Source organism: Nitratireductor aquibiodomus (assembly GCF_900105565.1).
GTDB classification, from domain to species: domain Bacteria; phylum Pseudomonadota; class Alphaproteobacteria; order Rhizobiales; family Rhizobiaceae; genus Nitratireductor; species Nitratireductor aquibiodomus.
In genome coordinates this window covers 267,027-289,536 of sequence record NZ_FNSL01000002.1, presented here as the reverse complement: position 1 = coordinate 289,536, position 22,510 = coordinate 267,027, and the positions used below count along the sequence as shown (strand labels likewise).

26 protein-coding genes and 1 pseudogene are annotated in these 22,510 nt (G+C 61.3%); 13 read left to right on the top strand and 14 right to left on the bottom strand.

The annotated features are described in order from the left end of the window. The first annotated feature begins 7 nt into the window (after positions 1-7). Positions 8-823 carry a 5-deoxy-glucuronate isomerase gene (gene iolB / locus BLW55_RS20555; protein WP_090330228.1) on the top strand — a complete coding sequence of 272 codons (816 nt, stop codon included), beginning with the start codon at positions 8-10 and terminating at the stop codon, positions 821-823. 120 nt (positions 824-943) lie between these two features. Further along, on the top strand, positions 944-1,579 hold the full coding sequence (locus BLW55_RS20550; RefSeq protein ID WP_090330227.1) for a MarC family protein: 636 nt from the start codon (positions 944-946) through the stop codon (positions 1,577-1,579). A gap of 10 nt (positions 1,580-1,589) precedes the next feature. Here the strand turns inward: BLW55_RS20550 and BLW55_RS20545 are convergent, their stop codons facing one another. Genes BLW55_RS20545 through BLW55_RS20530 form a run of 4 tightly spaced genes read right to left on the bottom strand, consistent with a single transcriptional unit; the run spans position 1,590 to position 4,196 of the window. Continuing rightward, the gene (locus BLW55_RS20545) at positions 1,590-2,228 is read right to left on the bottom strand and encodes a CDP-alcohol phosphatidyltransferase family protein (RefSeq protein WP_177175155.1); all 639 of its coding nucleotides are present in this window, start codon (positions 2,226-2,228) and stop codon (positions 1,590-1,592) included. Next, a complete protein-coding gene (locus BLW55_RS20540; protein WP_090330225.1) occupies positions 2,225-2,611 on the bottom strand; it encodes a hypothetical protein in 387 nt (128 codons plus the stop codon). The genes BLW55_RS20545 and BLW55_RS20540 overlap by 4 nt, the downstream gene beginning before the upstream one ends. Beyond that, entirely contained in the window at positions 2,608-3,558 is a 951-nt protein-coding gene (locus tag BLW55_RS20535) for a phosphatidate cytidylyltransferase (RefSeq protein WP_007007181.1), read from the bottom strand. Before BLW55_RS20535 ends, BLW55_RS20540 begins: the two co-directional genes overlap by 4 nt. Then, a complete protein-coding gene (locus tag BLW55_RS20530; protein ID WP_065818012.1) occupies positions 3,558-4,196 on the bottom strand; it encodes a lysophospholipid acyltransferase family protein in 639 nt (212 codons plus the stop codon). Before BLW55_RS20530 ends, BLW55_RS20535 begins: the two co-directional genes overlap by 1 nt. A gap of 214 nt (positions 4,197-4,410) precedes the next feature. On the opposite strand from BLW55_RS20530, the gene ugpB reads away from it, so the two are divergent. The 4 genes and pseudogenes from ugpB (at position 4,411) to BLW55_RS20510 (ending at position 8,614) form a co-directional block, all read left to right on the top strand. Beyond that, a complete protein-coding gene (gene ugpB, locus BLW55_RS20525) occupies positions 4,411-5,733 on the top strand; it encodes a sn-glycerol-3-phosphate ABC transporter substrate-binding protein UgpB (protein WP_007007183.1) in 1,323 nt (440 codons plus the stop codon). A 61-nt stretch (positions 5,734-5,794) separates the two neighbouring features. Next, a complete protein-coding gene (gene ugpA, locus BLW55_RS20520) occupies positions 5,795-6,676 on the top strand; it encodes a sn-glycerol-3-phosphate ABC transporter permease UgpA (protein WP_007007184.1) in 882 nt (293 codons plus the stop codon). A gap of 12 nt (positions 6,677-6,688) precedes the next feature. After that, positions 6,689-7,525 (top strand): sn-glycerol-3-phosphate ABC transporter permease UgpE, encoded by an 837-nt coding sequence (ugpE, locus tag BLW55_RS20515; protein WP_007007185.1) that lies wholly within the window; start codon positions 6,689-6,691, stop codon positions 7,523-7,525. Between the two features lie 16 nt (positions 7,526-7,541). After that, positions 7,542-8,614 (top strand): annotated as a pseudogene (locus BLW55_RS20510) (sn-glycerol-3-phosphate import ATP-binding protein UgpC). 3 nt (positions 8,615-8,617) lie between these two features. Here BLW55_RS20510 and BLW55_RS20505 read toward each other — a convergent pair. Genes BLW55_RS20505 through BLW55_RS20485 form a run of 5 tightly spaced genes read right to left on the bottom strand, consistent with a single transcriptional unit; the run spans position 8,618 to position 12,945 of the window. Beyond that, complete coding sequence (locus BLW55_RS20505; RefSeq protein WP_090330224.1) at positions 8,618-9,103, bottom strand: hypothetical protein; 486 nt, start codon at positions 9,101-9,103, stop codon at positions 8,618-8,620. A gap of 27 nt (positions 9,104-9,130) precedes the next feature. Next, positions 9,131-10,189 carry a D-TA family PLP-dependent enzyme gene (locus tag BLW55_RS20500; RefSeq protein ID WP_090330223.1) on the bottom strand — a complete coding sequence of 353 codons (1,059 nt, stop codon included), beginning with the start codon at positions 10,187-10,189 and terminating at the stop codon, positions 9,131-9,133. 4 nt (positions 10,190-10,193) lie between these two features. Beyond that, positions 10,194-11,105: a MurR/RpiR family transcriptional regulator gene (locus BLW55_RS20495; protein ID WP_007007188.1), complete on the bottom strand. Its 912-nt coding sequence runs from the start codon at positions 11,103-11,105 to the stop codon at positions 10,194-10,196. Positions 11,106-11,107: 2 nt separating this feature from the next. Further along, positions 11,108-12,175, bottom strand: coding sequence for an ABC transporter ATP-binding protein (locus tag BLW55_RS20490; RefSeq protein ID WP_007007189.1), 1,068 nt, complete (start codon positions 12,173-12,175; stop codon positions 11,108-11,110). A gap of 11 nt (positions 12,176-12,186) precedes the next feature. After that, entirely contained in the window at positions 12,187-12,945 is a 759-nt protein-coding gene (locus tag BLW55_RS20485) for an SDR family NAD(P)-dependent oxidoreductase (RefSeq protein ID WP_090330222.1), read from the bottom strand. Positions 12,946-13,231: 286 nt separating this feature from the next. On the opposite strand from BLW55_RS20485, the gene BLW55_RS20480 reads away from it, so the two are divergent. From BLW55_RS20480 to BLW55_RS20455, 6 genes are all read left to right on the top strand, one after another. Next, positions 13,232-14,464 carry an ABC transporter substrate-binding protein gene (locus BLW55_RS20480; protein WP_007007191.1) on the top strand — a complete coding sequence of 411 codons (1,233 nt, stop codon included), beginning with the start codon at positions 13,232-13,234 and terminating at the stop codon, positions 14,462-14,464. Between the two features lie 96 nt (positions 14,465-14,560). Next, positions 14,561-15,436, top strand: a complete 876-nt coding sequence (locus BLW55_RS20475; protein WP_090330221.1) for a carbohydrate ABC transporter permease — start codon at positions 14,561-14,563, stop codon at positions 15,434-15,436. Beyond that, a complete protein-coding gene (locus tag BLW55_RS20470; RefSeq protein ID WP_007007193.1) occupies positions 15,433-16,257 on the top strand; it encodes a carbohydrate ABC transporter permease in 825 nt (274 codons plus the stop codon). The genes BLW55_RS20475 and BLW55_RS20470 overlap by 4 nt, the downstream gene beginning before the upstream one ends. A gap of 26 nt (positions 16,258-16,283) precedes the next feature. Continuing rightward, complete coding sequence (locus BLW55_RS20465; RefSeq protein ID WP_090330220.1) at positions 16,284-16,649, top strand: RidA family protein; 366 nt, start codon at positions 16,284-16,286, stop codon at positions 16,647-16,649. A 24-nt stretch (positions 16,650-16,673) separates the two neighbouring features. Beyond that, on the top strand, positions 16,674-18,161 hold the full coding sequence (locus tag BLW55_RS20460) for a M81 family metallopeptidase (protein WP_090330219.1): 1,488 nt from the start codon (positions 16,674-16,676) through the stop codon (positions 18,159-18,161). A 118-nt stretch (positions 18,162-18,279) separates the two neighbouring features. Then, positions 18,280-18,741 (top strand): pseudoazurin, encoded by a 462-nt coding sequence (locus BLW55_RS20455; RefSeq protein ID WP_007007197.1) that lies wholly within the window; start codon positions 18,280-18,282, stop codon positions 18,739-18,741. Positions 18,742-18,802: 61 nt separating this feature from the next. Here the strand turns inward: BLW55_RS20455 and BLW55_RS20450 are convergent, their stop codons facing one another. The 3 genes from BLW55_RS20450 to BLW55_RS20440 are packed head-to-tail and all read right to left on the bottom strand — an operon-like array spanning position 18,803 to position 20,202. Next, the gene (locus tag BLW55_RS20450) at positions 18,803-19,261 is read right to left on the bottom strand and encodes an Rrf2 family transcriptional regulator (RefSeq protein WP_306306740.1); all 459 of its coding nucleotides are present in this window, start codon (positions 19,259-19,261) and stop codon (positions 18,803-18,805) included. 10 nt (positions 19,262-19,271) lie between these two features. After that, entirely contained in the window at positions 19,272-19,742 is a 471-nt protein-coding gene (locus tag BLW55_RS20445; protein ID WP_090330218.1) for a hypothetical protein, read from the bottom strand. Then, complete coding sequence (locus BLW55_RS20440) at positions 19,735-20,202, bottom strand: group III truncated hemoglobin (RefSeq protein WP_090330217.1); 468 nt, start codon at positions 20,200-20,202, stop codon at positions 19,735-19,737. The genes BLW55_RS20445 and BLW55_RS20440 overlap by 8 nt, the downstream gene beginning before the upstream one ends. Positions 20,203-20,403: 201 nt before the next feature. On the opposite strand from BLW55_RS20440, the gene BLW55_RS20435 reads away from it, so the two are divergent. Beyond that, positions 20,404-20,862 carry a GyrI-like domain-containing protein gene (locus tag BLW55_RS20435; protein WP_090330216.1) on the top strand — a complete coding sequence of 153 codons (459 nt, stop codon included), beginning with the start codon at positions 20,404-20,406 and terminating at the stop codon, positions 20,860-20,862. A 172-nt stretch (positions 20,863-21,034) separates the two neighbouring features. On the opposite strand, the gene BLW55_RS20430 is transcribed toward BLW55_RS20435, so the two are convergent. Both BLW55_RS20430 and BLW55_RS20425 read right to left on the bottom strand, forming a co-directional pair. Further along, complete coding sequence (locus BLW55_RS20430; protein WP_007007202.1) at positions 21,035-21,298, bottom strand: hypothetical protein; 264 nt, start codon at positions 21,296-21,298, stop codon at positions 21,035-21,037. Positions 21,299-21,603: 305 nt separating this feature from the next. Continuing rightward, positions 21,604-22,425 carry a GntR family transcriptional regulator gene (locus BLW55_RS20425; RefSeq protein ID WP_007007203.1) on the bottom strand — a complete coding sequence of 274 codons (822 nt, stop codon included), beginning with the start codon at positions 22,423-22,425 and terminating at the stop codon, positions 21,604-21,606. Between the last annotated feature and the right edge of the window lie 85 nt (positions 22,426-22,510).

The following is a 22,510-nucleotide window of genomic DNA, read 5'->3' as shown; positions in this document are numbered from 1 at the left end:
AAGCACCGTGTCCGATCTTCTGGTCAAACCCGCAGGCACCGCCGGCAAGGTGCACGACATCACGCCGGAATCGGCGGGTTGGGGCTATGTCGGCTTCGGTCTCTACCGTCTCAAAGCCGGTGAAACGGCCTCCGAGGCGACCGGGGATCGCGAGGTCATTCTCGTGCTGGTCGAGGGCAAGGCGGAGATTTCCGGCGCAGGCAGGGCGTTTGGCGAACTGGGCGAGCGCATGAATGTCTTCGAACGCCTGCCGCCCCACGCGGTCTACATCCCCAATGGCGCCGAATGGCAGGCCAGGGCGACAACCGACTGCACACTCGCCGTCTGCACCGCGCCCGGCAGGGGCGACCATGAGGCGCAGGTCATCGGCCCCGCCGGCATCAGTCTTGAAGAGCGTGGCAGGGGCGCCAACACGCGCTTCATTCACAACATCGCCATGGAAGGCCGCGACGTGGCCGACAGTCTGCTCGTCACCGAAGTCTACACCCCGCAGGGCAACTGGTCGTCCTATCCGCCGCACCGTCATGACGAGGACGATTTCCCGAACATGACCTATCTGGAAGAGACCTATTATCACCGGCTCAACCCGACTCAGGGTTTCGGCTTCCAGCGGGTGTTCACCGAGGATGGCGAACTGGACGAGACCATGGCCGTGAGCGATCACGATGTGGTTCTGGTGCCGAAGGGGCACCACCCCTGCGGCGCGCCCTATGGCTATGAGATGTATTATCTCAACGTGATGGCCGGTCCCTTGCGCAAATGGCGCTTCGCGAACCACCCGGATCATGACTGGATATTCCAGCGGGATGCAAAAGCCGGCTGATCACAAATCAGGTGCTCCGGCGTCGCTCCCGCGAGATGTTGATGCCATACTGTCCCGCAGTGTGCTGAGTCGCACCCGCCATTGGCGGCAATGGCGTGCGAACGAGGTCTGGGGAGGCGCATGGACTATACGGAACTGACCAAGGCGTTCGGCGCTTTTTTCGCCATCATGAACCCATTCGTGAACCTGCCGATCTTTCTGGCGCTGACGGCAGGCTTCACGGTGCAGCAGCAGCGGGTTCTGGCGTTCAGGATTGCCATTTTCTCCGCCATCATGTGCGCGGTTATCCTGTTCGCGGGGCAGGCGATCATCAGCTTCTTCGGCATAACGGTGGATGAGTTTCGTGTGGCCGGCGGTGTCGTTCTCGCCCACATTGCCTGGTCGATGCTGAACGGGAGCGGCTTCTCTTCCCACCATGGCACCGACCGGGAAAAGGATCACATGAGTGATCTGTCGGGGCTCGCTTTCTATCCGATCACGTTTCCGATGATCGTCGGCCCCGGCACCATCGCAACGCTGATCATCTACACGGGACACGCCGGCGGGTTTGAGGCGACCCTGGCCATTGGCGCCGTGGTTGCCGTCATTCTTGCGATCCTGTTCGTCGTCCTCTTCTTCGCATCCGGGATCGGACGCGTGTTGAGCGAGACCATGCGCGTCATCACCACGCGGCTCATGGGCATGATCCTGCTCGCCATCGCGGTCGAGATGATCGTCGCTGGCGTGAAAGCCGTGTTGCCGGGACTGGCCTCATGAACGCCCAGCTCTAGCCCCTGAGCGCCCTCACCAGCCGCACCGACCGCCGCAGGGCGGTCAATGCGGCGCCAAGGGCAACGATCCAGAGCGCCACTGTCAGCACCTGGCCGTGCCCGCTCCACAATGGTTCGAAGAGCGAAAGCGCCGCCGCAGCCGTGATTGCAGCCATGCGATGCGGCTTGGCCATGGGGCCGGAGAAATCCGCCTCCTGTCCGCAGGCGCGTCCAAGCTCACGCACATAGGCGGTGAGAACGGCGAAGCCGGCGGCGGCCCAGCCGAGCGCCGGTAGGCCCACGCCATAACCCACGCCGACGAGGATCGCGATATCGGCCACACGGTCGGGAAATTCGTTCCAGAAGGCGCCATCCGGCGAACCCTTGCCCGCCTCCACGGCCACCATTCCATCGAAGAGGTTGCACAGGAGGCGGCATTGCACAAAAAGGCCGCCCAGAAAAAGGAGCACCAGCCTGGCCGCGCCATCGGTCTCGCCCGTCTGCCAGAAGGCGAGGCCGGCGAGCGCTGCAAACCCCATGCTCGCCATGGAAATCTGGTTGGGCGTGATGGAGGTCGCGGCCAGCCAGCGCGTCACGGTGTGGGCCCAGCCGGTGTCGCGGCTGGCCAATGGGCGGCGGTTTTCGGTCTCGCTCACGGTCGGGCACTCCATAGGGTGTAGGTGTAGAGGGCCGCATAGGATGTTGCGACCGTCAACGGTACGGTGATCGTTGCCAGAATTTCGGGCGTCCCGGCAAGGCTGTGGATGGCGTAGAGAAGGGTCAGCGAGGTGAGGCCTGCGTAAAAGGGAGGCAGAACGAGGCCGGAAAGCCCCTCATGGCGCGCCACCAGCGTTTCGATGAACCGCTTGAGGAAAAGGGTTATGCAGGCCGAGAGGCTCCCCTGAACGACGCCTGCCAGCAATGGGTCGGGCATTGCGTGACCCCGGTTGGCAAACACCGCCCACGCGCCCATGGCGAGAAACGCAAAACCCATGTGCACGGCGCTGCTTTTCGCCAGCCGGGCCAGCGCCGTTTTCATGTAAGAGACCACCAGTAGCGCACGAGGTGGAAGAAGATGGGGGCCGAGAAGATCACCGAATCCAGCCGATCGATGAAGCCGCCATGGCCGGCGATCAGGTGTCCCCAGTCCTTCACGCCACGGTCGCGCTTGATGGCCGACATGACGAGCCCGCCGAAAAAGCCCATGAGCACGATGACAAAGGACAGCAGTCCCGCCTGAACTGGCGTGAACGGCGTCATCCAGAAGAGGGCCGCACCGACGAGTGTGGCGCTCAGCGCACCGCCGACAAACCCCTCCACCGTCTTCGATGGAGAGAGCTTCGGCGCGATTTTGGTGCGCCCGATGAGCTTGCCCCAGACATATTGCAGCACGTCGCTTGACTGCACGACGACCACCAGGAAGGCGATCAGGAGCAGGTTGCGTCCTTCATAGCCGGGGATCTGCAGCGTGAGCAGTGCCGGTACATGGGAAACGCAGAAAACGCAGATCATCAGCGCCCATTGCACTTCCGCGACCCGCACAAGGAAATGATCCGTGTCGCCCCGCAGTGCCGAGACGATGGGCATCAGGAGAAATGCGTAGACCGGTACGAGGATCGAATAGAGCCCATACCAGTCGATATAGACGAGATAGTATTGAAGCGGCAGCACGAGGAAGAAGGCGGAAGCGAGTGCCCAGTGATCACCGCGCCGCGTGTCGGTCAGCGTCACGAATTCGCGCAAGGCAGCGAAGGAGGCGAAGCCGAAGAGAAGGATCGCACCCATCCGGCCGAAGAGCAGCGCACCGCCCATCAGGATGATCATCACCCACCAGGCGTTTACCCGGTCGTTGAGGTTTTCGACGACGGCATTGGACCCGTCGGGTGAAAGCCTGCGCTGGAGGAGATGACCCACAAGCGAGGCGGCCACGAGAACGGCGGCAAGTCCGCCAAGCAGTTTCAGAAGATCGATCTGGTGCTCGGTCATCACGCGTTCCCTTGTTTGACGCCGGACAGGGATAAGAGCGCGTTGCGCGCGCGGGTGAGGAAAGCGTCCTTGGCTTCGTCTTTGCCGACACGCAACGGCGCACCGAAGGTAACCGTGCAGATAAGCGGCACGGGAACGAACTCTCCCTTGGGCATGACGCGGTTCAGATTGTCGATCCAGACCGGCACGAAATCCACGTCGGGCCGCGCTTTTGCGAGATGAAAGATTCCGCTCTTGAAAGGAAGAAGAGCGGCATCGGTTTCATTGCGCGTGCCTTCGGGAAAGATGATGAGGGAAGCGCCTCCATCGAGCGCGTCGGCCATCTGCCCTATGGGATCGCTTGCGCGCGTGTCGCGGTTCCTGTCGATCAGCACTGCATTGAATACGTCTCGGCCGATGAAACGGCGCGTGGGGGATTTCAGCCAGTAGTCTGCGCCGGCCACCGGTCGGGTTTGCCGGCGCATGCGGGCAGGCAGAACTGTCCACAGCAGGATAAAGTCTCCGTGGCTGACATGGTTGGCAAAATAGACCCGTTGCCGCGGGACAGGCTCAATGCCCTCCCAGTCGGCCCGCACGGCGGTGATGAAGCGTGCGAACAGCGTAATCGCACCCGCTGCCAGACGCGCTATGATTGCCATTGTCTCTCAAGCCCTGAACCGATTCGATTCCTGCCCTTGTATAGGACCGCCGTGAACAAGGCCAACCGCGTCAAAACATGGCCCCGGCATGAAATTTCTATAACGGAAAAGGTATGGACAATGCATTCTGCAGATGCTGTCATCCAACCGTAACAATAGCCGATCAATAGAGACCGGTCCTAAACCGGCGTTCGACGCTACAGGGAGATGAAACATGAAACTTCGCGCAATGCTTTCCGCAGCCACAGCGTTGACTGTGGCGCTTCCGGCAATGGTCGGCGTCGCACAGGCGCAGACCCAGGTCCAGTTCTGGCATGCCTTTACCGGTCGTCTTGGTGAACTTCTGGAAAAGCAGGTCTCTGACTTCAACGCCAGTCAGGATGACTATGAAGTCGTTGCCACGCTCAAAGGCAACTACTCGGAAGCCCTGAATGCCGGCATCGCCGCCTTCCGCGCCGGCGAGCAGCCGCACATACTGCAGGTGTTCGAGGTCGGCACGGCCACGATGATGGCTGCCAAGGGCGCGATCAAGCCGGTCTATGAAGTGATGGCCGAGGCCGAGGCCGAGTTCGACCCGAGCGCCTACCTTGCTCCGGTTGCCGGCTACTACACCAACACCGACGGCGAAATGCTGTCGCTGCCCTACAACTCCTCGACGCCCGTTCTTTACATCAACAAGAACGCGCTTGAGGAGGCCGGTCTCGATCCCGAGGCGAAGCCTGCTACCTGGCCGGAAGTTGAGGAAATCCTCGTCAAGCTCAAGGAAGCTGGCTCTGAATGCCCGCTCACCACAGCCTGGCAGTCATGGGTTCATCTCGAGAATCTGAGCGCCTATCACAACGCGCCCTTCGCCACCGAAGCCAACGGGTTTGCCGGCACCAACACCGAGCTCGCCTTCAATGGCGACCTGCAGGTGAAGCACATCGACAAGATGGGTGCGTGGGCGAAGGATGGCCTCTTCAGCTATTCGGGCCGCCGCAATGAGGGCGGTGCGCGTTTCCGCTCGGGCGAGTGCGCCATGTTCACCGAATCGTCGGCCGGTTACGCCGGCGTGAAGGCCGAGGCGGACTTCCCCTTCACCGTGACCAACCTGCCTTACTGGCCGGAGGCGGAAGGCGCGCCCTACAACACCATCATCGGTGGCGCTTCGCTGTGGGTCATGTCGGGCCACGAGGCCGAGGAATATGCCGGCGTTGCTGCATTTCTGAACTATCTTTCCAGCGCTGAAGTGCAGGCTCAGTGGCACCAGGACACCGGCTATCTGCCGATCACCACCGCCGCCTACGACCTGACCAAGGAGCAGGGCTTCTACAACGAGAACCCCGGCACCGACGTCGCTATCCTGCAGATGACCGGCAAGGCTCCGACGGAGAATTCCAAGGGCATCCGTCTTGGCAATTTCGACCAGATCCGCGCGATCATCGATGAGGAGCTGGAAGCCGTGTGGCAGGGGCAGAAAGACGCCAAGGCTGCGCTCGACGAGGCCGTGAGCCGCGGCAACGAGCTCCTGCGCCGCTTCGAACAGTCGACGCGTTAATCCCGTCAACTCCGCGGGGGCCGGCATGGCATGTGCCGGCCCCGCATCATCTGGTCGGCCCATGGAAAAGCGCGTCACTTTCGACAACCGGTTGTTGCCATACTTGCTGCTGACACCGCAGCTGGTGGTGACGATTGTTTTCTTCTTCTGGCCCGCCGCGCAGGCCCTCTACCAGTCCCTGCTTCTGCCCGATCCGTTTGGGCTTGGAGCGCGCTTCGTCTGGTTTTCGAATTTCGAGTATCTCTTCAACGACCGGTACTATCTTCAGTCCTTCGTCACCACCGCCGTCTTCACCTTCTTTGTTACGCTGGTTTCCATGTCGGTCGCGCTGCTCTTTGCCGTGATGGCCGATCAGGTCATCAAGGGGGCGGGGGCATACAAGACACTGCTCATATGGCCCTATGCTGTGGCCCCTGCCGTTGCCGGTGTGATGTGGCTCTTCATGTTCCAGCCCTCCATTGGGGTGATCGCTTTCTACATGAAGGCCGTTGGGATCGACTGGAACCCCGTGCTTGATGGCGGTCAGGCGATGACGCTGGTCATTCTCGCCGCCGCATGGAAGCAGATCAGCTACAATTTCCTGTTTTTCCTGGCCGGCCTGCAGGCGATCCCCAAAAGCCTGATCGAGGCGGCGGCCATTGATGGCGCGGGCAAATGGCACCGCTTCCGCACCATCATCTTCCCGCTTCTGTCGCCCACCACGTTCTTCCTGCTGGTGGTCAACATCGTCTACGCCTTCTTCGAGACCTTCGGCATCATCCACACGATGACGTCCGGCGGGCCGGGCCAGTCCACCACCATCCTGGTCTACAAGGTCTACTCTGACGGGTTCGTGGGGCAGGACCTTGGTTCCTCCGCCGCCCAGTCCGTCATCCTGATGGTTGTTGTGGGCATCCTGACCGTCATCCAGTTCCGCTTCATCGAGCGGCGCGTGCACTATTGAGGAGGGCGGAGCATGGTTGAAAAACAGGGCTTTGGTACGATCCTGATGCATGCGGTGCTGATCATCGGCATCGCCATTGTCTGCTTCCCGATCTACCTCACTTTTGTCGGCTCGACGCTGACGCATTTCGAAATCATCCGCCCGCCCATGCCGCTGGTGCCGGGGCCGCACTTCATTGACAATTACAGCGAAGCGCTCACTTCCGGCATCACCGCGCCGGTGGGGCGCATGCTGTTCAATTCCTTCGTCATGGCCATGGGCATCGCCATCGGCAAGATCGCCATTTCGATCCTGTCGGCCTATGCGATCGTCTATTTCCGGTTTCCGTTTCGCATGTTCGCCTTCTGGGCGATTTTCATGACGCTGATGCTGCCGGTGGAAGTTCGCATCGTGCCGACCTATGAGGTCGTGGCTTCGCTCGGCATGCTCAATTCCTACACCGGCCTGATCCTGCCGCTGATCGCCTCGGCGACCGCCACCTTCTTGTTCCGCCAGTTTTTCATGACCGTGCCGGATGAACTCGTCGAGGCCGCGCGCGTCGATGGTGCCGGGCCGCTGCGCTTCTTCAAGGACATTCTCCTGCCGCTCTCGGTCACCAACATCGCGGCCCTTTTCGTGATCCTGTTCATCTATGGGTGGAACCAGTTCCTCTGGCCGCTTCTCATCACCACCAGACCGGAAATGAACACCATCGTGATGGGCCTGAAACAGATGATGCCGACCGCCGACGATTACGGCAACTGGCCCGTGACCATGGCCGCTGCAACGCTGGCCGTTCTGCCGCCGGTGGCGGTGGTGATCTTCATGCAGCGCCTTTTTGTCAAAGGCCTTGTCGAGACAGAGAAATAGAAGGACCGAAGTCGGCATGGCGACGATTTCCATACGCGACGTTCGCAAATCCTACGGCAAGACCGAGGTCATCCATGGCGTCAGTCTGGATGTGGCCGATGGCGAATTCATCGTCATTGTCGGCCCGTCCGGCTGCGGCAAGTCCACACTCCTGCGCATGGTGGCCGGTCTTGAGCGCATCACCGCCGGCACGATGGAAATCGGCGGGCGGGTGGTCAACGATCTGGAGCCGCGCGAGCGCGACATCGCCATGGTGTTCCAGAACTATGCGCTCTATCCGCATATGTCGGTCTTCGACAACATGGCCTATGGTCTGAAGATCGCCGGCAAGACGAAGGACGAAATCCGCCAGCGGGTCGATCAGGCCGCCGCCATGCTGCAGCTCGAACCCTATCTCGACCGCAAGCCGCGCGCGCTTTCCGGGGGCAGCGGCAGCGTGTTGCCATGGGCCGCGCGCTCGTGCGCAACCCGGCCGTGTTCCTGTTCGATGAGCCACTGTCCAATCTCGATGCGAAGCTGCGCGTGCAGATGCGACTTGAGATCAAGCAGATGCAGCGCTCGGTCGGCACCACCGCGCTTTACGTGACGCATGATCAGGTGGAGGCGATGACGCTGGCCGACCGGCTCGTGGTCATGAATGCCGGCATCGCGGAGCAGATCGACACGCCGATGGCCGTCTATGAACGCCCCGCGACACGCTTCGTTGCGGGCTTCATCGGATCCCCGGCCATGAACATTCTGAAGGGAAGCGTTTCAGGCTCCGACTTCGTGCTGGAAGGAGGCGGAAAACTAGCGCTCGACACGAAGCCGGCCGAGACCGGCCGTCCGCTGCTCTTCGGCGTGCGTCCCGAGCACCTGCAGATCGCCGCGGCGAAAGAGGCGACGCTCAGTCTCTCCGTCACGGCGGTGGAGACGCTGGGAGCCGACACGCTCGCCCATGGCACGCTTTCAGGCGCCAATGGTGCCGGCGGTGAGCTGATTGCCCGGCTTCCCGGCAGCGCCAGGGTCGCGCCCGGCGACACACTGCCGCTCACCGTTCAGGAGAACATGACCCATCTCTTCGATGCGGAGACGGGCAAACGCGTTTGAGCCTCAGCCGCCCAGCGGATGCGGCATGTAGCCGACAAAGCCGGTGATCTTCCAGCGCCCGTCAATCCTGGAGCAGAAATAGAGCGTCTGCCAGTTCAGCCGGTCGACGCTGCCATCGGCCTTGGCAACACTGCCATTGAACTTCTTGTGCAGCACGGCGCGGTCGCCATCGATGTCGATGTCGCGCATGTTCGTCACGCGGAAGAGCGCATCGCGCAGCGGCTCGGCAAACTCCGTTGCCGCCGTTTCCCTGCCCTGACGCAGCCATTCGTCGCGATAGGTTTTAACATCGGGAAACTGGAGCCGCCAGGAATCCGCGTCGTTGAGGAAATGCGCATGCATGCCAAAGAACCGGTCCTCGGCAAAATCCCCTTCCACCATCGACCAGTCCTGCGCGAGAAACGCGTCGATGTCGCGCCGCACCAGCATCTCCCAGAGATAGTGACGGTCGGCATCGCCTTCAGGGAAGGGGTTCTTGTCATAGGTCATTTGCTTGTTCCTCGGAATGACTGGTTCTCAGGTCAGGCGGCCGCGTGCGGCCACCGGAACCGTTTCGGTCACGCGGTCGCCATCGACGAGGTTCACCACGTCGTAAAGGTTCGACACCGGGCAGACATGATTGGGAATAATGCGTAGTTTCTCCCCGATCTCAGGCTTCGTCGCACAGTTCGAAAGGTCGACAATGCCGTGCTCCTCGCTAAGCGAGTCGATTACCGCATCGGGATACTCCACGATGTGCCCATGGCCGGGAACGGGTGCCGTGTCGGCGGCAAGCGCCTTGGAGCCGGCATCGATGATCGCGCGGTTTTCCGTGGGCCGGCTCACCACCGTGGCCAGCACTGTCAGCGCGCAGTCTTCCAGCGTGCCATGACCGAAAGCCACCTGCATGCGATCGGAATAGATATAGGTGCCGGGCCGGTGCTCGGTCGCGCTGGTCACCTGCTCGGCCCGATAGAAGTCGGGCGATCCGCCATTGGAAACCGTGTTGACCGCCAGCCCGCTCTCCTTGAGCGCGGCGATGGCATCGGCCAGCCAGCGCTCCACCATTTCCGGCTCGCCGCGCGGCGGGTAGGTCATCAGCCCTTCGAAGCGCAACCCCGGTGCTGCATCGATCTGTTTCGCCAGCGAAACGACTTCTTCCACCGTCTGCACGCCGCAACGGCCCATGCCCGTATCGCATTCCACGAGCACGGGGAGGGGATGGTCGGGATCGGTGAAATGCCCGGCATAGCCGGCAATCGTCACCCCACTGTCCGCCGTCACCATTAGCTTCACACGTTTGTGCAGGGCCAGAAGCCGGTCGAGCCTGGCAGTGCCCAGAATGTTGTAGGGAATGAAGATGTCGGTCAGCCCCGCATCGGCCATCACTTCGGCCTCGCCCACCTTCTGACAGGTGATGCCGGTCGCCCCCATCTCGCACTGCAATTTCGCGAACAGGGGCAGTTTGTGGGTCTTGATGTGCGGGCGCAGTTTCAGCCCATGAGCGCCTGCATGGGACTGCGCGCGGGCGAGGTTGGCCCGGACCTTCGCAAGGTCGATCACCACGGCGGGCGTTTCAAGGTCGAGAATGCGCAAGGCATCAGTCTCCGATGGGCAGGTTGGGGTTCTTGATGTTCTGGCTCGCCAGGCTGTGGCGCACACGCCGGAGCGGCTCCAGCACCTTCTTACCGAGCGTGAGCGCCGTCGCCATGGCGATCATGTCCACCGCCGAGAGCAACGCATAGCGCATGGAGGAGGGCTTGTAGAGATTGCCGTCCTCCTTGAAGGTGAGCGGCAGAATGTCGTCGCCGGCAGCGGCCAGCGGCGAGTTGGGTGTGGTCACGACAAAGGCGCGCGCGCCATATTGCCGGGCAATCGTCACCGCATCCATCACCGAGGCGGCCTGCCCCGAAACGGAAAAGCCGATCACCACCGCCTTGGGCTCCAGCACGGAGGCGCTCATGCGCTGAAGCTGCGGGTCGGTGTGAGCGGTCACGTGCAGCCCGAGCCGGAAGAGCCGGTTTTGCAACTCCACCGCCGCGAAGGAAGAGCTGCCGCCCGTGCCATAGACAAGGATCTGGCTCGCGCGGCTGATCTCTTTCGCCATGGGCTCAAGATCAATGTCTGCGAGCGCCATCGACATGAGGTCGAGCGCGGCATGGGCGCCCGAGGCAACCTTGGCCACCACCTGTCCGGAGAGTGGTAATTCTTCCACCGGTGCGCTCGGCTCGCGCAGATAGGCGCCACCAATGGCGAGCGCCTGCGCCAGATGAAACCGCATCTCCCGCGTGCCGGGAAACCCCAGCGCCCGCGCCAGCCGCGTGATGGTCGGCTCGCTCACGCCTGCGCGCTCGGCGATCTGCGCGATCGGCGCATGGGCGGCAAGTTGCGGATCGGCCAGAATGCTCTCCACCAGGCGGATTTCCGCGCCGCGCCCGCGCTCAAGGCGATCCTGCAACCGGGCGATGATATCGACCGTGCGTTCGCTGTCATCGGGCACGCGCTTGTCCATGATCAGTGCGCCTCCAGCCTTTGTCCGCCATCGTGGTCAAACAAATGCACATGTTCGACCGGCACGGAAAGCGCCAGCGTTTCCCCCGGTTTCGGCAATTCCCTGTCACGCAGCACGACGCGCACGTCCTCTCCGGCAATGGTGCCGAACACATGGATCTCCGGACCGGTCGGCTCCACGACTTCGACATGGAGTTTCAGCGGCCCTTCCGGGTCCCTTTGATAGGATTCGGGGCGAATGCCAACCGTCACGGTCTCATGGCCGAACCCCTGCGCGATGGGGAGGCTCGTCCCATCCTGAAGCACCGCCACCGGTGTCGCGCCCACCATGCCCGTTTCAGCTTGCAGAAAGCTCATCGCCGGCGAGCCGATGAAGCCGGCAACGAAGGTGTTGGCGGGCCGGTCGTAGAGTTCCAGCGGTGTGCCCACCTGCTCGATGTTGCCGCCATTCATGACAACGATCCGGTCGGCCATGGTCATGGCCTCGATCTGGTCATGCGTCACATAGACGATGGTCGTGCCAAGCTTCTGGTGCAGCGCCTTGATCTCGGTACGCATCTGGATGCGCAGTTTCGCATCGAGGTTCGAAAGCGGCTCATCGAAGAGAAACACTTTCGGATCGCGAACGATGGCCCGGCCCATGGCGACGCGCTGGCGCTGGCCGCCGGAGAGCTGGCCCGGCTTGCGGTCGAGATAGGCATCGAGATTGAGAATTTCCGCCGCCTTGCGGATGCGCCGCTCGGTCTCGTCTTTCGGTTCGCCGCGCACACGCGGCCCGAAGCTGATGTTCTCGCGAACGCTCATATGCGGGAAGAGCGCATAGGACTGGAACACCATGGAGGTGTCGCGCTTCTGGGGTGGCACGTCGTTGGCCCGGGCGCCGCCAATGACGAGGTCTCCGCCGGTGATCGGCTCCAGCCCGGCAATCATGCGCAGTAAGGTCGACTTGCCGCAGCCAGACGGCCCGACCAGAACCACGAATTCGCCATCGTCAATCGCCAGTGAGAGTTTCTCGATCACGGTCAGCGAACCGTAGCGCTTGGAAATGTCCTTCAGTTTCAGCTCTGCCATGAAGGGTCTCCTCAGCCGGCTATCTGTTCAAGAAAGGGCAGGTTCCCGGCGGAAATGCCCGCATCCACTGGAAGCACCGTGCCGGTGATGCCGCTTGCAAGCGGGGAGGCGAGGAACGCGGCAGCGCGCGCCACTTCCACAGGCTCAACCATGCGCCCCAGCGGATAGAGCTGCCGCACCTTGGCTAAGATGCCCGGGTCGCGTTCGATGCGGTGATCCCAGGCCATGGTGCGCACCGAACCCGGCGTAATCGCATTGGCGCGGATGCCGTGTCTGCCTTCCTCCGTGGCGATGGCGCGCATCCAGGCGATCAGCCCGGCCTTGGCTGCCGCATAGGCGGGGTTGCCATAGTGCGAAAGCGCGTTGATCGAGGAAATGAACACGAAGGCCACCTCCTTTCGGCCTGCGCGCAGGGCAGGCAGGAAAGCCTGTGAAAGCCGCGCCGCGCTGCGCAGGTTGAGATCCAGTTCATGGGAGAGCGCCTTGGGCGTCACATCGTCCAGCGTTTCGGCACGCGTCCAGCCGGCGTTGGAGATCACGGCATCCGGAACGCCCCCATCGCAGATGCGCCTGACCGCCGCTTCGACCGCGCTGTCGTCCAGAAGATCGAAGCGCTGGGCCTCCCCAACACCGTCAAGAGACAGGTCGGCTTCCTCCAGGTCGCATGCGACCACAAAGGCGCCAAACCCCGAAAGGACGTCCACCATGGCCCGGCCGATGCCACCGGCCGCACCCGTCACGACAATTCTGTGACCATTGAGATCGATCATTGCGCTCCCGTTCTTCCCCTCATCCGCCCGCTTTCGTGGGGTCTCTTCGTTCTTTCCAGGCAATCTGGCGCTGCCTGAAACACAGGCCGGCAGCCAAAGATTTGCCGATAAATCGTAATTTAGCAACATGAATGTGTGATTTCACTTGCTTATTTCCAATTTCTGTAAAAAAATTACACGAAAGATCGCTGCTCGCGCCGTGTGGCAATCCGCAAGAACAGTCAAGGCGCAGGTGCCCTTCACCGGGCACGCATCAGGAACCCGAGAGAGGAACAGGGAGACAGGAATGAACAGGACCGCATTGAAAGCCACCGTCGCCGGTGCCGCGCTTCTATCCATGGCTGGGTGGGTGCAGGCCGAGACCGTGCGCGTCACCGTGGCTGAATACAGCTCCAAAACCGGCCCCTATTTCGAAGAGGCCGCCAAGGCATTCGAAGAGGCCAATCCCGGCTCCGATATCCAGATCGAGGTGGTGCCCTGGGATGTGCTTCTGCAGAAGCTGACCACCGACATTTCCGGCGGCGCCAATGCCGATCTGTCGATCATCGGCACACGCTGGCTGATCGACTTTGTCGATCAGGGCATCGCCGCGCCGCTGGACGATTACATGACACAGGACTTCAGGGACCGGTTCTTCCCGGTCTTCCTCGAGCCCTCCGTGATGCAGGAAAAGACCTATGGTCTGCCCATCGCCGCGTCGGCCCGCGCCATGTACTACAACAAGGCACTGTTCGAGCAGGCCGGCATCGCCGAGGTTCCCGACACATGGGACGAGCTTGCCGAAGCGGCCAAGAAAATCGGTGCGCTGGGTGACGACATTGCCGGCTTCGGCCTTCAAGGCAAGGAGATCGAGACCGACGTCTATTTCTACTACGCTTTCTGGGCCTATGGCGGCCAGCTTGTTGAGGAGGACGGCACGTCCGGCCTCGACACGGATGCCGGCTACAAGGCTGCGGAGATGTACAAATCGCTGATCGATTCCGGCGCGACGCAGCCCGGTGTCACCTCCTATAACCGCGAGGATGTGCAGAACCTGTTCAAGCAGGGCAAGGTCGGCATGATGATCACCGCGCCGTTCCTCTCGAACCAGATCAAGGAAGAAGCGCCCGATCTCGAATATGGTGTTGCTGCCATTCCGGCGGGACCGGATGGAGACCGCGGCACTTATGGCGTGACCGATTCCATCATCATGTTCGAGAACTCAGAGAACAAGGAAATGGCCTGGAAATTCCTCGACCAGCTCTTCACCACCGAATGGCGCGCGAAGTTCACTTCGGGCGAGGGTTTCCTGCCGGTCAATCCGGAGGTCGCGGCGCAGCCGGCTTTTGCCGACAATGCCGACCTGAAAGCCTTCACGGGGCTTCTGCCGGACGCGCGCTTTGCCCCGGTCATTGCAGGCTGGGAGGAGATCGCCGCCACCACGTCGGATGCGGTGCAGACCATCTATCTCGGCAATGGCGAGCCCAAGGCAACGCTCGATGCCGCCGCTGGGGAGATCAATGGCATTCTTGGTCAGTAGGCCAAAAATCCGGTGAAACAGACATGCGCGGCGAGAAACCGCGCATGCTTCTCCTGACGTCCATCCGGCAAGGCGCCGGACAACCGTGACGGGACCATGATCCGCTCGCCCCTGACAAATCCCTATCTTCTGATCCTGCCGGGGTTTCTTCTCGCCGCGTTCATCATCCTGTGGCCGCTTTACCAGCTCGGCACGATTTCACTCAACGACGTCAACCGCTTCGGCCAGTTGCGTGGTTTCAACGGCGTCGAAAACTATGTCGCCGTCTTCACCGATCCGGATTTTCTGGGCGCGCTGTGGCGCACCTTCATCTGGACCGGCGGCATCGTGTTCGGCACGCTCATCATCTCCGTGCCTGTTGCCATGATCCTCAACGAGGATTTTTATGGCCGCTCGCTTGCACGCGTCATCATCATGCTGCCCTGGGCCGTGTCGCTCACCATGACCGCCATCGTCTGGCGCTGGGCGCTGAATGGCGAGAGCGGCATGCTCAATTCGGGCCTGCAGAACATTGGCCTGATCGATCAGAACATCCAGTGGCTTGCCCGCGCTTCGACCGCCTTCCCGGTGCAGATCATGATCGGCATTCTGGTCACGATCCCGTTCACGACAACCATCTTTCTCGGCGGCCTCTCATCCATTCCCGACGATCTTTATGAGGCGGCGAAGCTTGAAGGTGCATCGCGCTGGCAGACCTTCCGCGAGATCACCCTGCCACTGATGAAGCCGTTTTTGAACATCTCGATCGTGCTCAACATGATCTATGTGTTCAATTCATTCCCGATCATCTGGGCGACCACGCAGGGCGGGCCCGCCAACTCGACCGATATTCTTGTTACCTATCTCTACAAGCTCGGTTTCCGCTTCGGCAAACTGGGCGAGGCGTCCGCCCTGTCGGTGATGATGTTCGCGCTGCTTCTGGTCTTCACCATCCTCTATGTTGCGCTGGCCATGCGCAGGGAGCGGACATGAACCCCAAACTGAAGAAATCGCTTCTCTACTGGGCACTGCTGTCACCGCTCATTGTGCTGATCCTGTTTCCGTTTGCCGTGATGTTCATCACTGCGATCAAGCCGGCCAACGAGGTGCTGTCGCCAACCTGGTGGCCGCGTGAGGCGGCATGGCGGAATTTCATAGACATGTGGGCCGTCACCAATTTCGGCACCGCGCTCTGGAATTCGATCTATGTCTCGGTGCTGTCGACCGTTCTGGCGCTCGCGGTCTCCATTCCAGCGGCTTACGCCATGAGCCGTTTCCGCTTCAGGGGGCAGGGCTTTTTCCGCCAGTTCCTGCTCGTCACGCAGATGCTCTCGCCCATCGTGCTTGTCATCGGCCTGTTCCGGCTGGTGGTGTGGCTCGGCCTGCTCGACAATGTGAACTCCATCGTCTTCGTCTATGGCGCGTTCAATGTCGCTTTCACCGTGTGGATGCTGCAGAGCTATTTCTCTACCATTCCGAAGGATCTGGAAGAGGCCGCGTGGATCGAGGGCGCGAGCCCGGCAAAGGCGCTGGTGATGGTGTTCCTGCCGCTCGCCCTTCCTGCGATGACGGTCACCGCCATCTTCTCCTTCATCAATGCGTGGAACGAGTTCGTCATCGCGCTCACCATGCTGCGGCGTCAGGAAAGCTACACGCTGCCGATCCAGATTTTCTCTCTCGTCGCCGGCCGCTACACGGTCGAGTGGCACCATGTCATGGCGGCCACTTTTGTCGCCACGATCCCCGTCGCCGTCATCTTTGCCTGGTTGCAGCGCTATCTGGTGCGCGGCCTGGCCATCGGTGCGGTGAAATAAAGCAATTCCAGGAACGGAGTATATTCATGACCAAGCAGTGCTTTGGCACCTCCCATGTGCCGCTTTCCCCCGCCGTACGCGCCGGCGATTTCGTCTACATCTCCGGCCAGGTTCCGGTGGGTGCCGATGGCGTTGTCGTCAAGGGTGGCATCACCGAGCAGACCGGGCAGGTGATGGAAAACGTCAAGGCGGCGCTGGCGCTCGCCGGCTGCACACTCGACGATGTGGTGAAAACGACCGTCTGGCTGGAAGACGCACGCGATTTCGGCCCGTTCAATGCGGTTTACGGCAAGTATTTCCCCAAAGATCCGCCGGCGCGCACCACGGTTGAATCGCGGCTGATGATCGACATCAAGATCGAAGTCGAGGCCGTCGCCTACAAGCCGCTCTGATCCATAAAGCCGGAACCTTATCGCATGCGTGTCTTTACCGCCTCGCTCGCCACCGAAACCAACACCTTCTCGCCGATCCCGACCGATCGCGGGGATTTCGAGATGGCGTTTTATGCCGGGCCGGGGGAGCACCCCGAGACTCCGACGCTCTGTTCGGCACCCATCCCGGTTTTGCGGCGGCGGGCGCGGGAAGAGGGTTTCACCCTGATCGAGGGCACTGCCACCTGGGCGGAGCCGGGCGGCTATGTCCGGCTCGATGTCTATGAGGCGCTGCGCGATGAGATTCTGGATCAGCTTCGTGACGCCATGCCGGTGGACTGTGTGGTGCTTGGCCTGCACGGCGCAATGGTCGCGCGCGGGCTCGACGATTGCGAGGGCGATCTTCTCGCCCGTGTGCGCGAGATCGTCGGCCCGGACGTGATCGTCGCCGCCGAGCTCGACCCGCACAGCCATCTGACGGCGAAGCGCGTTGCGGCGGCGAACATCCTCGCCGCCTTTCTCGAATTCCCCCACACCGATTTTCTCGAACGTGCCGAGCATGTGGTGGATCTCGCCCTGCGTGCCATGCGCGGAGAAATCCGCCCGGTGATCTCCACCTTCGACTGCCGCATGATCGACGTCTTCCCGACAAGCCGCGAGCCCATGCGCGCCTTCGTGGACCGTATGAAGGCACTGCAGGGTAGGGAGGGCATCCTCTCCGTCTCGCTCATCCACGGCTTCATGGCGGGTGATGTGCCGGAGCTCGGCACGCAGGTCATGGTCGTCACCGACAATGTGCCGGAGAAAGGTGCGGCGCTGGCCGAAAAGCTCGGGCAGGAGGTGCGCGGCATGCGCGGCATGACCGCCATGAAAAGCCTCTCCGCCGCAGATGCCATCGCCAGGGCGAAGGCCGGCGGCGCAGGCGGCAAGCCACTCGTCATCGCCGACATGTGGGACAATCCCGGCGGCGGCACGGCGGGCGACAACACCGTTCTCCTGCATGCGCTCGTTCAAAGCGGCATCACACGTGCAGGTGTTGCCACCATCTGGGACCCGCAGGCCGTCGGCTTTGCGCATGGCGCGGGCGAGGGCACGATTCTCGACATGCGCATTGGCGGAAAGGCAAACGCCGCCAGCGGCACACCGTTCGACGGGTCGTTCGAGATCCGCAAGCTGGCTGAGGAAGGCTGGCAGACCTTTGGCACAAGCCGCGTCACGCTCGGCCCTGCCGCGGTGGTTCGGCTTGTCGGCACCGAAATCGACATCGTGCTCAACACCAATCGCACCCAGACCTTCGAGCCCGACATCTTCTCCAATCTCGGTGTCGATCCGCTCGAAAAACAGGTGCTTCTGGTCAAGTCGACGAACCACTTCCATGCGGGCTTCGCCCCCATCGCAGAAGAGATCGTTTATGCGGCGGTGGAGGGTTGCTACCCGAACAACCCGAAGACGGCCGGCTACAGGAAGCTCGCGCGCCCGATCTGGCCCATCGCCGAAGACATCTTCGATCGGGAAAACGCAATGCCTCTTTGACCCATCGCAAAGCGTGTCTCCATAACGGCGGCTAGAAAGAACCGTCGAACCAAAAAGCAATTCCAGGAAGCGTGGAAACTGGTTTCCCGCCTGGAATTGTCAGAAACGGAGACCGTTCATGACTGCGATCAAAACCGCCGCCTTTCTGGCGGCGGGCCTTGTTCTTGGCATCACTGTAGCGCCTGGCCTTGCAGCCGAGTTTGAGATCAGGATGCTCAACAAGGGCGAGAAGGGGGTGATGGTCTTCGAGCCGGATTTTGTCCGCGCCCAGCCCGGCGACACCATCAAATTCGTGTCTGTCGATCCCGGCCACAATGCCGAGACCATCAAGGGTATGCTCCCGGAGGGGGCAGCCGCGTTTCGCAGCAAGGTGAGCAAGGATTTCTCCGTGACACTCACGGAAGAAGGCGTCTACGGCGTCAAATGCACTCCGCACTATGGCATGGGCATGATCGCGCTGATCGCCGTGGGCGAACCCGTGAACGGGGAGGCCGCCGCAAGGGTGAAGCACCCCGGCAAGGCCAAAAAACATTTCGCCACGCTCTTCGAGGCGTTGCCGGAAAAACTTGCCGCGAAATAATTTCAGGAACCATGGAGGCCCGCCTGGAATTATGGGCCCAGGGGCGGGCAGGGGGCGGTTTTCATCCAGATGTGATTGCCATCGGGGCTTCTGCTCCGAGCCCGAGAAGGCCGGCAAGAGTCTGTCGATTGGCCACAAGATCGGCGAGGGAATAGCGGTCGAACACGGCAAGATAGGCGTCGAGAGCTTCCTTTACGACGCCTTTCAGCCGGCAGGCCGGCGTCAGGACGCAGGCGCTTTCTCCGGTCCCCATGCATTCGACCAGGGCGAGGCTCTCTTCCATCCCCCGAATGATCGTGCCCAGCCCGATTTCCTCGGGCGCGCGCGCCAGCGCGATCCCGCCTGCGCGGCCACGCAGCGTTTTCACAGCGTCCAGCTGTCCCAGCCGACGCGCCACTTTCAAAAGGTGATTGCGCGAGAGGCCGTAGGTCTCGGCAACATCGCTCACGGTGCAGGGCGCACCCTGTTTTGCCGCCAGATAAATCAGCATCCGAAGTGCATAGTCCGTGTGGAGCGTCATGCGCATCGCACTACCTTTCGGGTCGCGCGAGCGTGGCAAGCGCAACAAGGCCTGCTCCGGCAAGCAGAAGTGCCTTCACCGCCTCACCTCCCGCATAGAGGAAATGATGCATAGAGGCCGGCAGTGGATTGCCGGCAATCACGGCAGCGACCCGTGCATCCAGCGCGGGCAGAAGCCAGAATGTCTGCGCCAGGACGATAGCCACCGCAATGCCCGTCACAGCCAGAAGAGAGCGTTGCCTGTAAGCGAAAACCGTCGCCATCATCAGCAGGACCGCAAATCCCCACTCGACCCTGGAGAACGCCGCGAAGGTGACATTGCCCACTTCCAGCGCCACGGGCAGCGACAGGGCCTGCGCCTGAAACTTCACCGGGGTCGCAAGAAAAGAGACCCCGCAGACCATGCCCAGCCAGAAAAGCGCTACCAGTCCATAACCTGCAAGCGCATAGGGGTTGGCCTTCTCCCCTTCGGTGTCACGCATCGTCTCTGGTCCGGGCTCGTGCAGCATCGGGGCCAAGCGCGGCGGGCAGGCGGAAGAACATTGCGAGTTTCAGGCTCTTTGCAATGCGCTCAGCCCGTTCGATGAACACCGCGGCAACCGCTGGCGTGCAAAGATCTCCGACGGTCTGCCGAAAATGACCGAGCCAGATATCGAAATCCGCTTCCACCACCGTCTTGAGCCTCAGATGCGCGGGCACCGGCCGGCCATGATAGCTGCCGTCCTTGAGGATCACGGCGCACCAGAAATCGGTCATCTTCTCGAGATGCGGTTCCCAGTTGTCCTTTATCTCGCCGGCGAAAATCGGCCCAAGCCGCGCATCGCTGCGCACCCGTCGATAGAACTCCCGCACCAGCCGGCCGATGAAGTCCCTGTTCACGGCGGGGTCTTTCAAAGCCTCCTCCGGCCGAGGCTTTGGCCGGGCGATATAGGTGTCGCTCATGAAGCCCTCCTAAACTGGCATTTTACATACCTCTTTTATCATTCCAATGACCCGCCTCAACTGACGTGATGTCGCACATTCATAATTGGGAATGAAATTCTCATTCTTCTTTCCATGGAGCGGTAAATTGGAAATCTATCCTGCAAATTGTCTTGTGGCGAAACTCATCCCAGCCTAACCCTCGCGTACAAGGAGAACGCGATGGACATCAAGGAAACGCCCGACATGTGGGTTTTGAGCCTGCAGCAGCGGCTAGAGATTCCAGATATCAGGAATGCAGCCGCCCATTGTGCCGCCGAGATCGAGAGCTCGATCGAGAAGGAAGGGCTCACGGCTTCGGGCCCCTGGACATTCATATCCTGGAACCTTCCGCGAGACAGCAAGACCCTGTTCGACTGGCGCATATGCAGGCCGGTGGCGAAGCCCGACCTTTACCGGGGCAAAATCCCACTGCTTCACCTGGAGCCGATCATGGTTGCGGCACGCACCCATCTGGGTTCGCTGCGAACTCTGTTCACGCAGGGCTATGCACCGCTGGTGCAGGAGATACACATGTCACGGCATGCGTTTTCCGGCGAAAGCCGCGAGGTTTATCATGACTGGCGTGGTCCCGGCGTCGGCTATCAGCGCATCGAAATTCAATTCGGTCTGTCGCGGTGAACACAATGGAACAACGGTCTATCGGGCAGGCAGGAATGGCGCCTGGTCTTTCGCGCGCGGTGCCGCAGACTAGATCACCGCGCGTCCATCCGGACGCACAAAGGACGATTTAAACTGTTGATGGAGCATCGGAATAAACCGAAAACCGGATCCCACTTTTCGGTCCGATGCTCTAGTCCGTATGCGGCTTCCACATGGGCATTCCAAGCGCGATCGCCGAGCACGCAAAACCGATATGCGCCGGAGCGCCTTCCTGGCGGTATTTGGCAATTGTCGTTCTGGATATCTGCAATATTCTCGCCGCATGCCGCTCGCTGAAGTCGACATGCTTCAGCCACGCGCTGAACTCTTCCGCCGACATGGCAGGAAGCCGGGGTTTTCTGACGGTCTTTTCGGCATGCAGACGTTCCGGATCGTCAAAAGCGAGAATGTTCACCCGTTCCCCACCACGAAGAAGCTTGCAATATCTATGCCGCGTTAAAGTTGAAATGCACTACGCTGGATTGCATAATACAACCTGAGGCTACTGGCTACCCGCACCCTCAACATTTTTGTGGAATGCGATTGAGGGGAATGTTTCCGGTCGTCCGGTCCGGGCGCAGTCCCATCGCTATCCGCATGGCGATGCATCACACAACATGGCGGCTCATCACACAACCCCCCTGGCGAAAACACCCCGAACAAGGGGCGTGTCAAATTGTCTGGTGCAGTATCCGGGCCTCGGGCTTTGTCATCCTGACCCTAAAGCAGCTTGTAGAACTTTTCGAATGCGAGATAGGTCGATTTGACGTGCTGACGGGCGACCAGCTCGGCTTCCGCCGGGTTTCGAGCGGCAATCGCATCGGTGATCAGCTCGTGCTGCTGCTGAAAAAGTGCAGCCTCTTCTCGGGACACGAACTGTGCAAAACGGTGCGCGAAATAATATTGCATGTTCTTTCTGATCGAGCTCACCAGGCGTTCATTGCCGGAAGCAGCGAAGATCAGCCCGTGCAGTTCCCGATTCGATGTCAGGCGATCCGAGATATTGTCGAAATCGAGTTCCGAGCGGGCCTCTGTGGCGGCCGCGATTGATGCGACCTCTTCTTCACTCGCGCGAATGGCCGCCTGCGCCGTGGCGAAACCCTCCAGCGCCATACGCACTTCATAGGATTCGCGTATCTGGACGAGATCCAGTTTTCGAACCTCCCAGCCACGTTTGCGGCGGGAAAGAAGACCATCGGCCGAAAGCCGCTGCATCGCTTCGCGCACAGGCGTGCGGCTGACAGCCAGTGCGTCCCCGATCTCGGCTTCGATCAGCGGCGTACCGGTGGCCAGGGCACCGGTACGAATTGCGATCCGGAGCATTTCGTAGACGATCTCGACAAAGGGAACGGCCTGCGCACCGGTTTTCACAGGGTCGGCCTGTTGCGCCTTGTCATGGCGCAGCTCCCCGGCGATCTGCCAGAAATCATCGCCGGCAATGACGCGCTCCTCCAGCTCACGCAACCAGGAAGGCGATGTCTGGCCGGCAGGCGCCATGCGGTCGCGCGGCAGAGGCCCATCGATGATCCAGGCTCCGTTCATGTGATGCTGCTCCCGAGACTTGCTCATACGGCTCAAACTGCTCCTCAACCAGCCTGCGGAATCCGGCCTGCCGGTGCGGAATGAA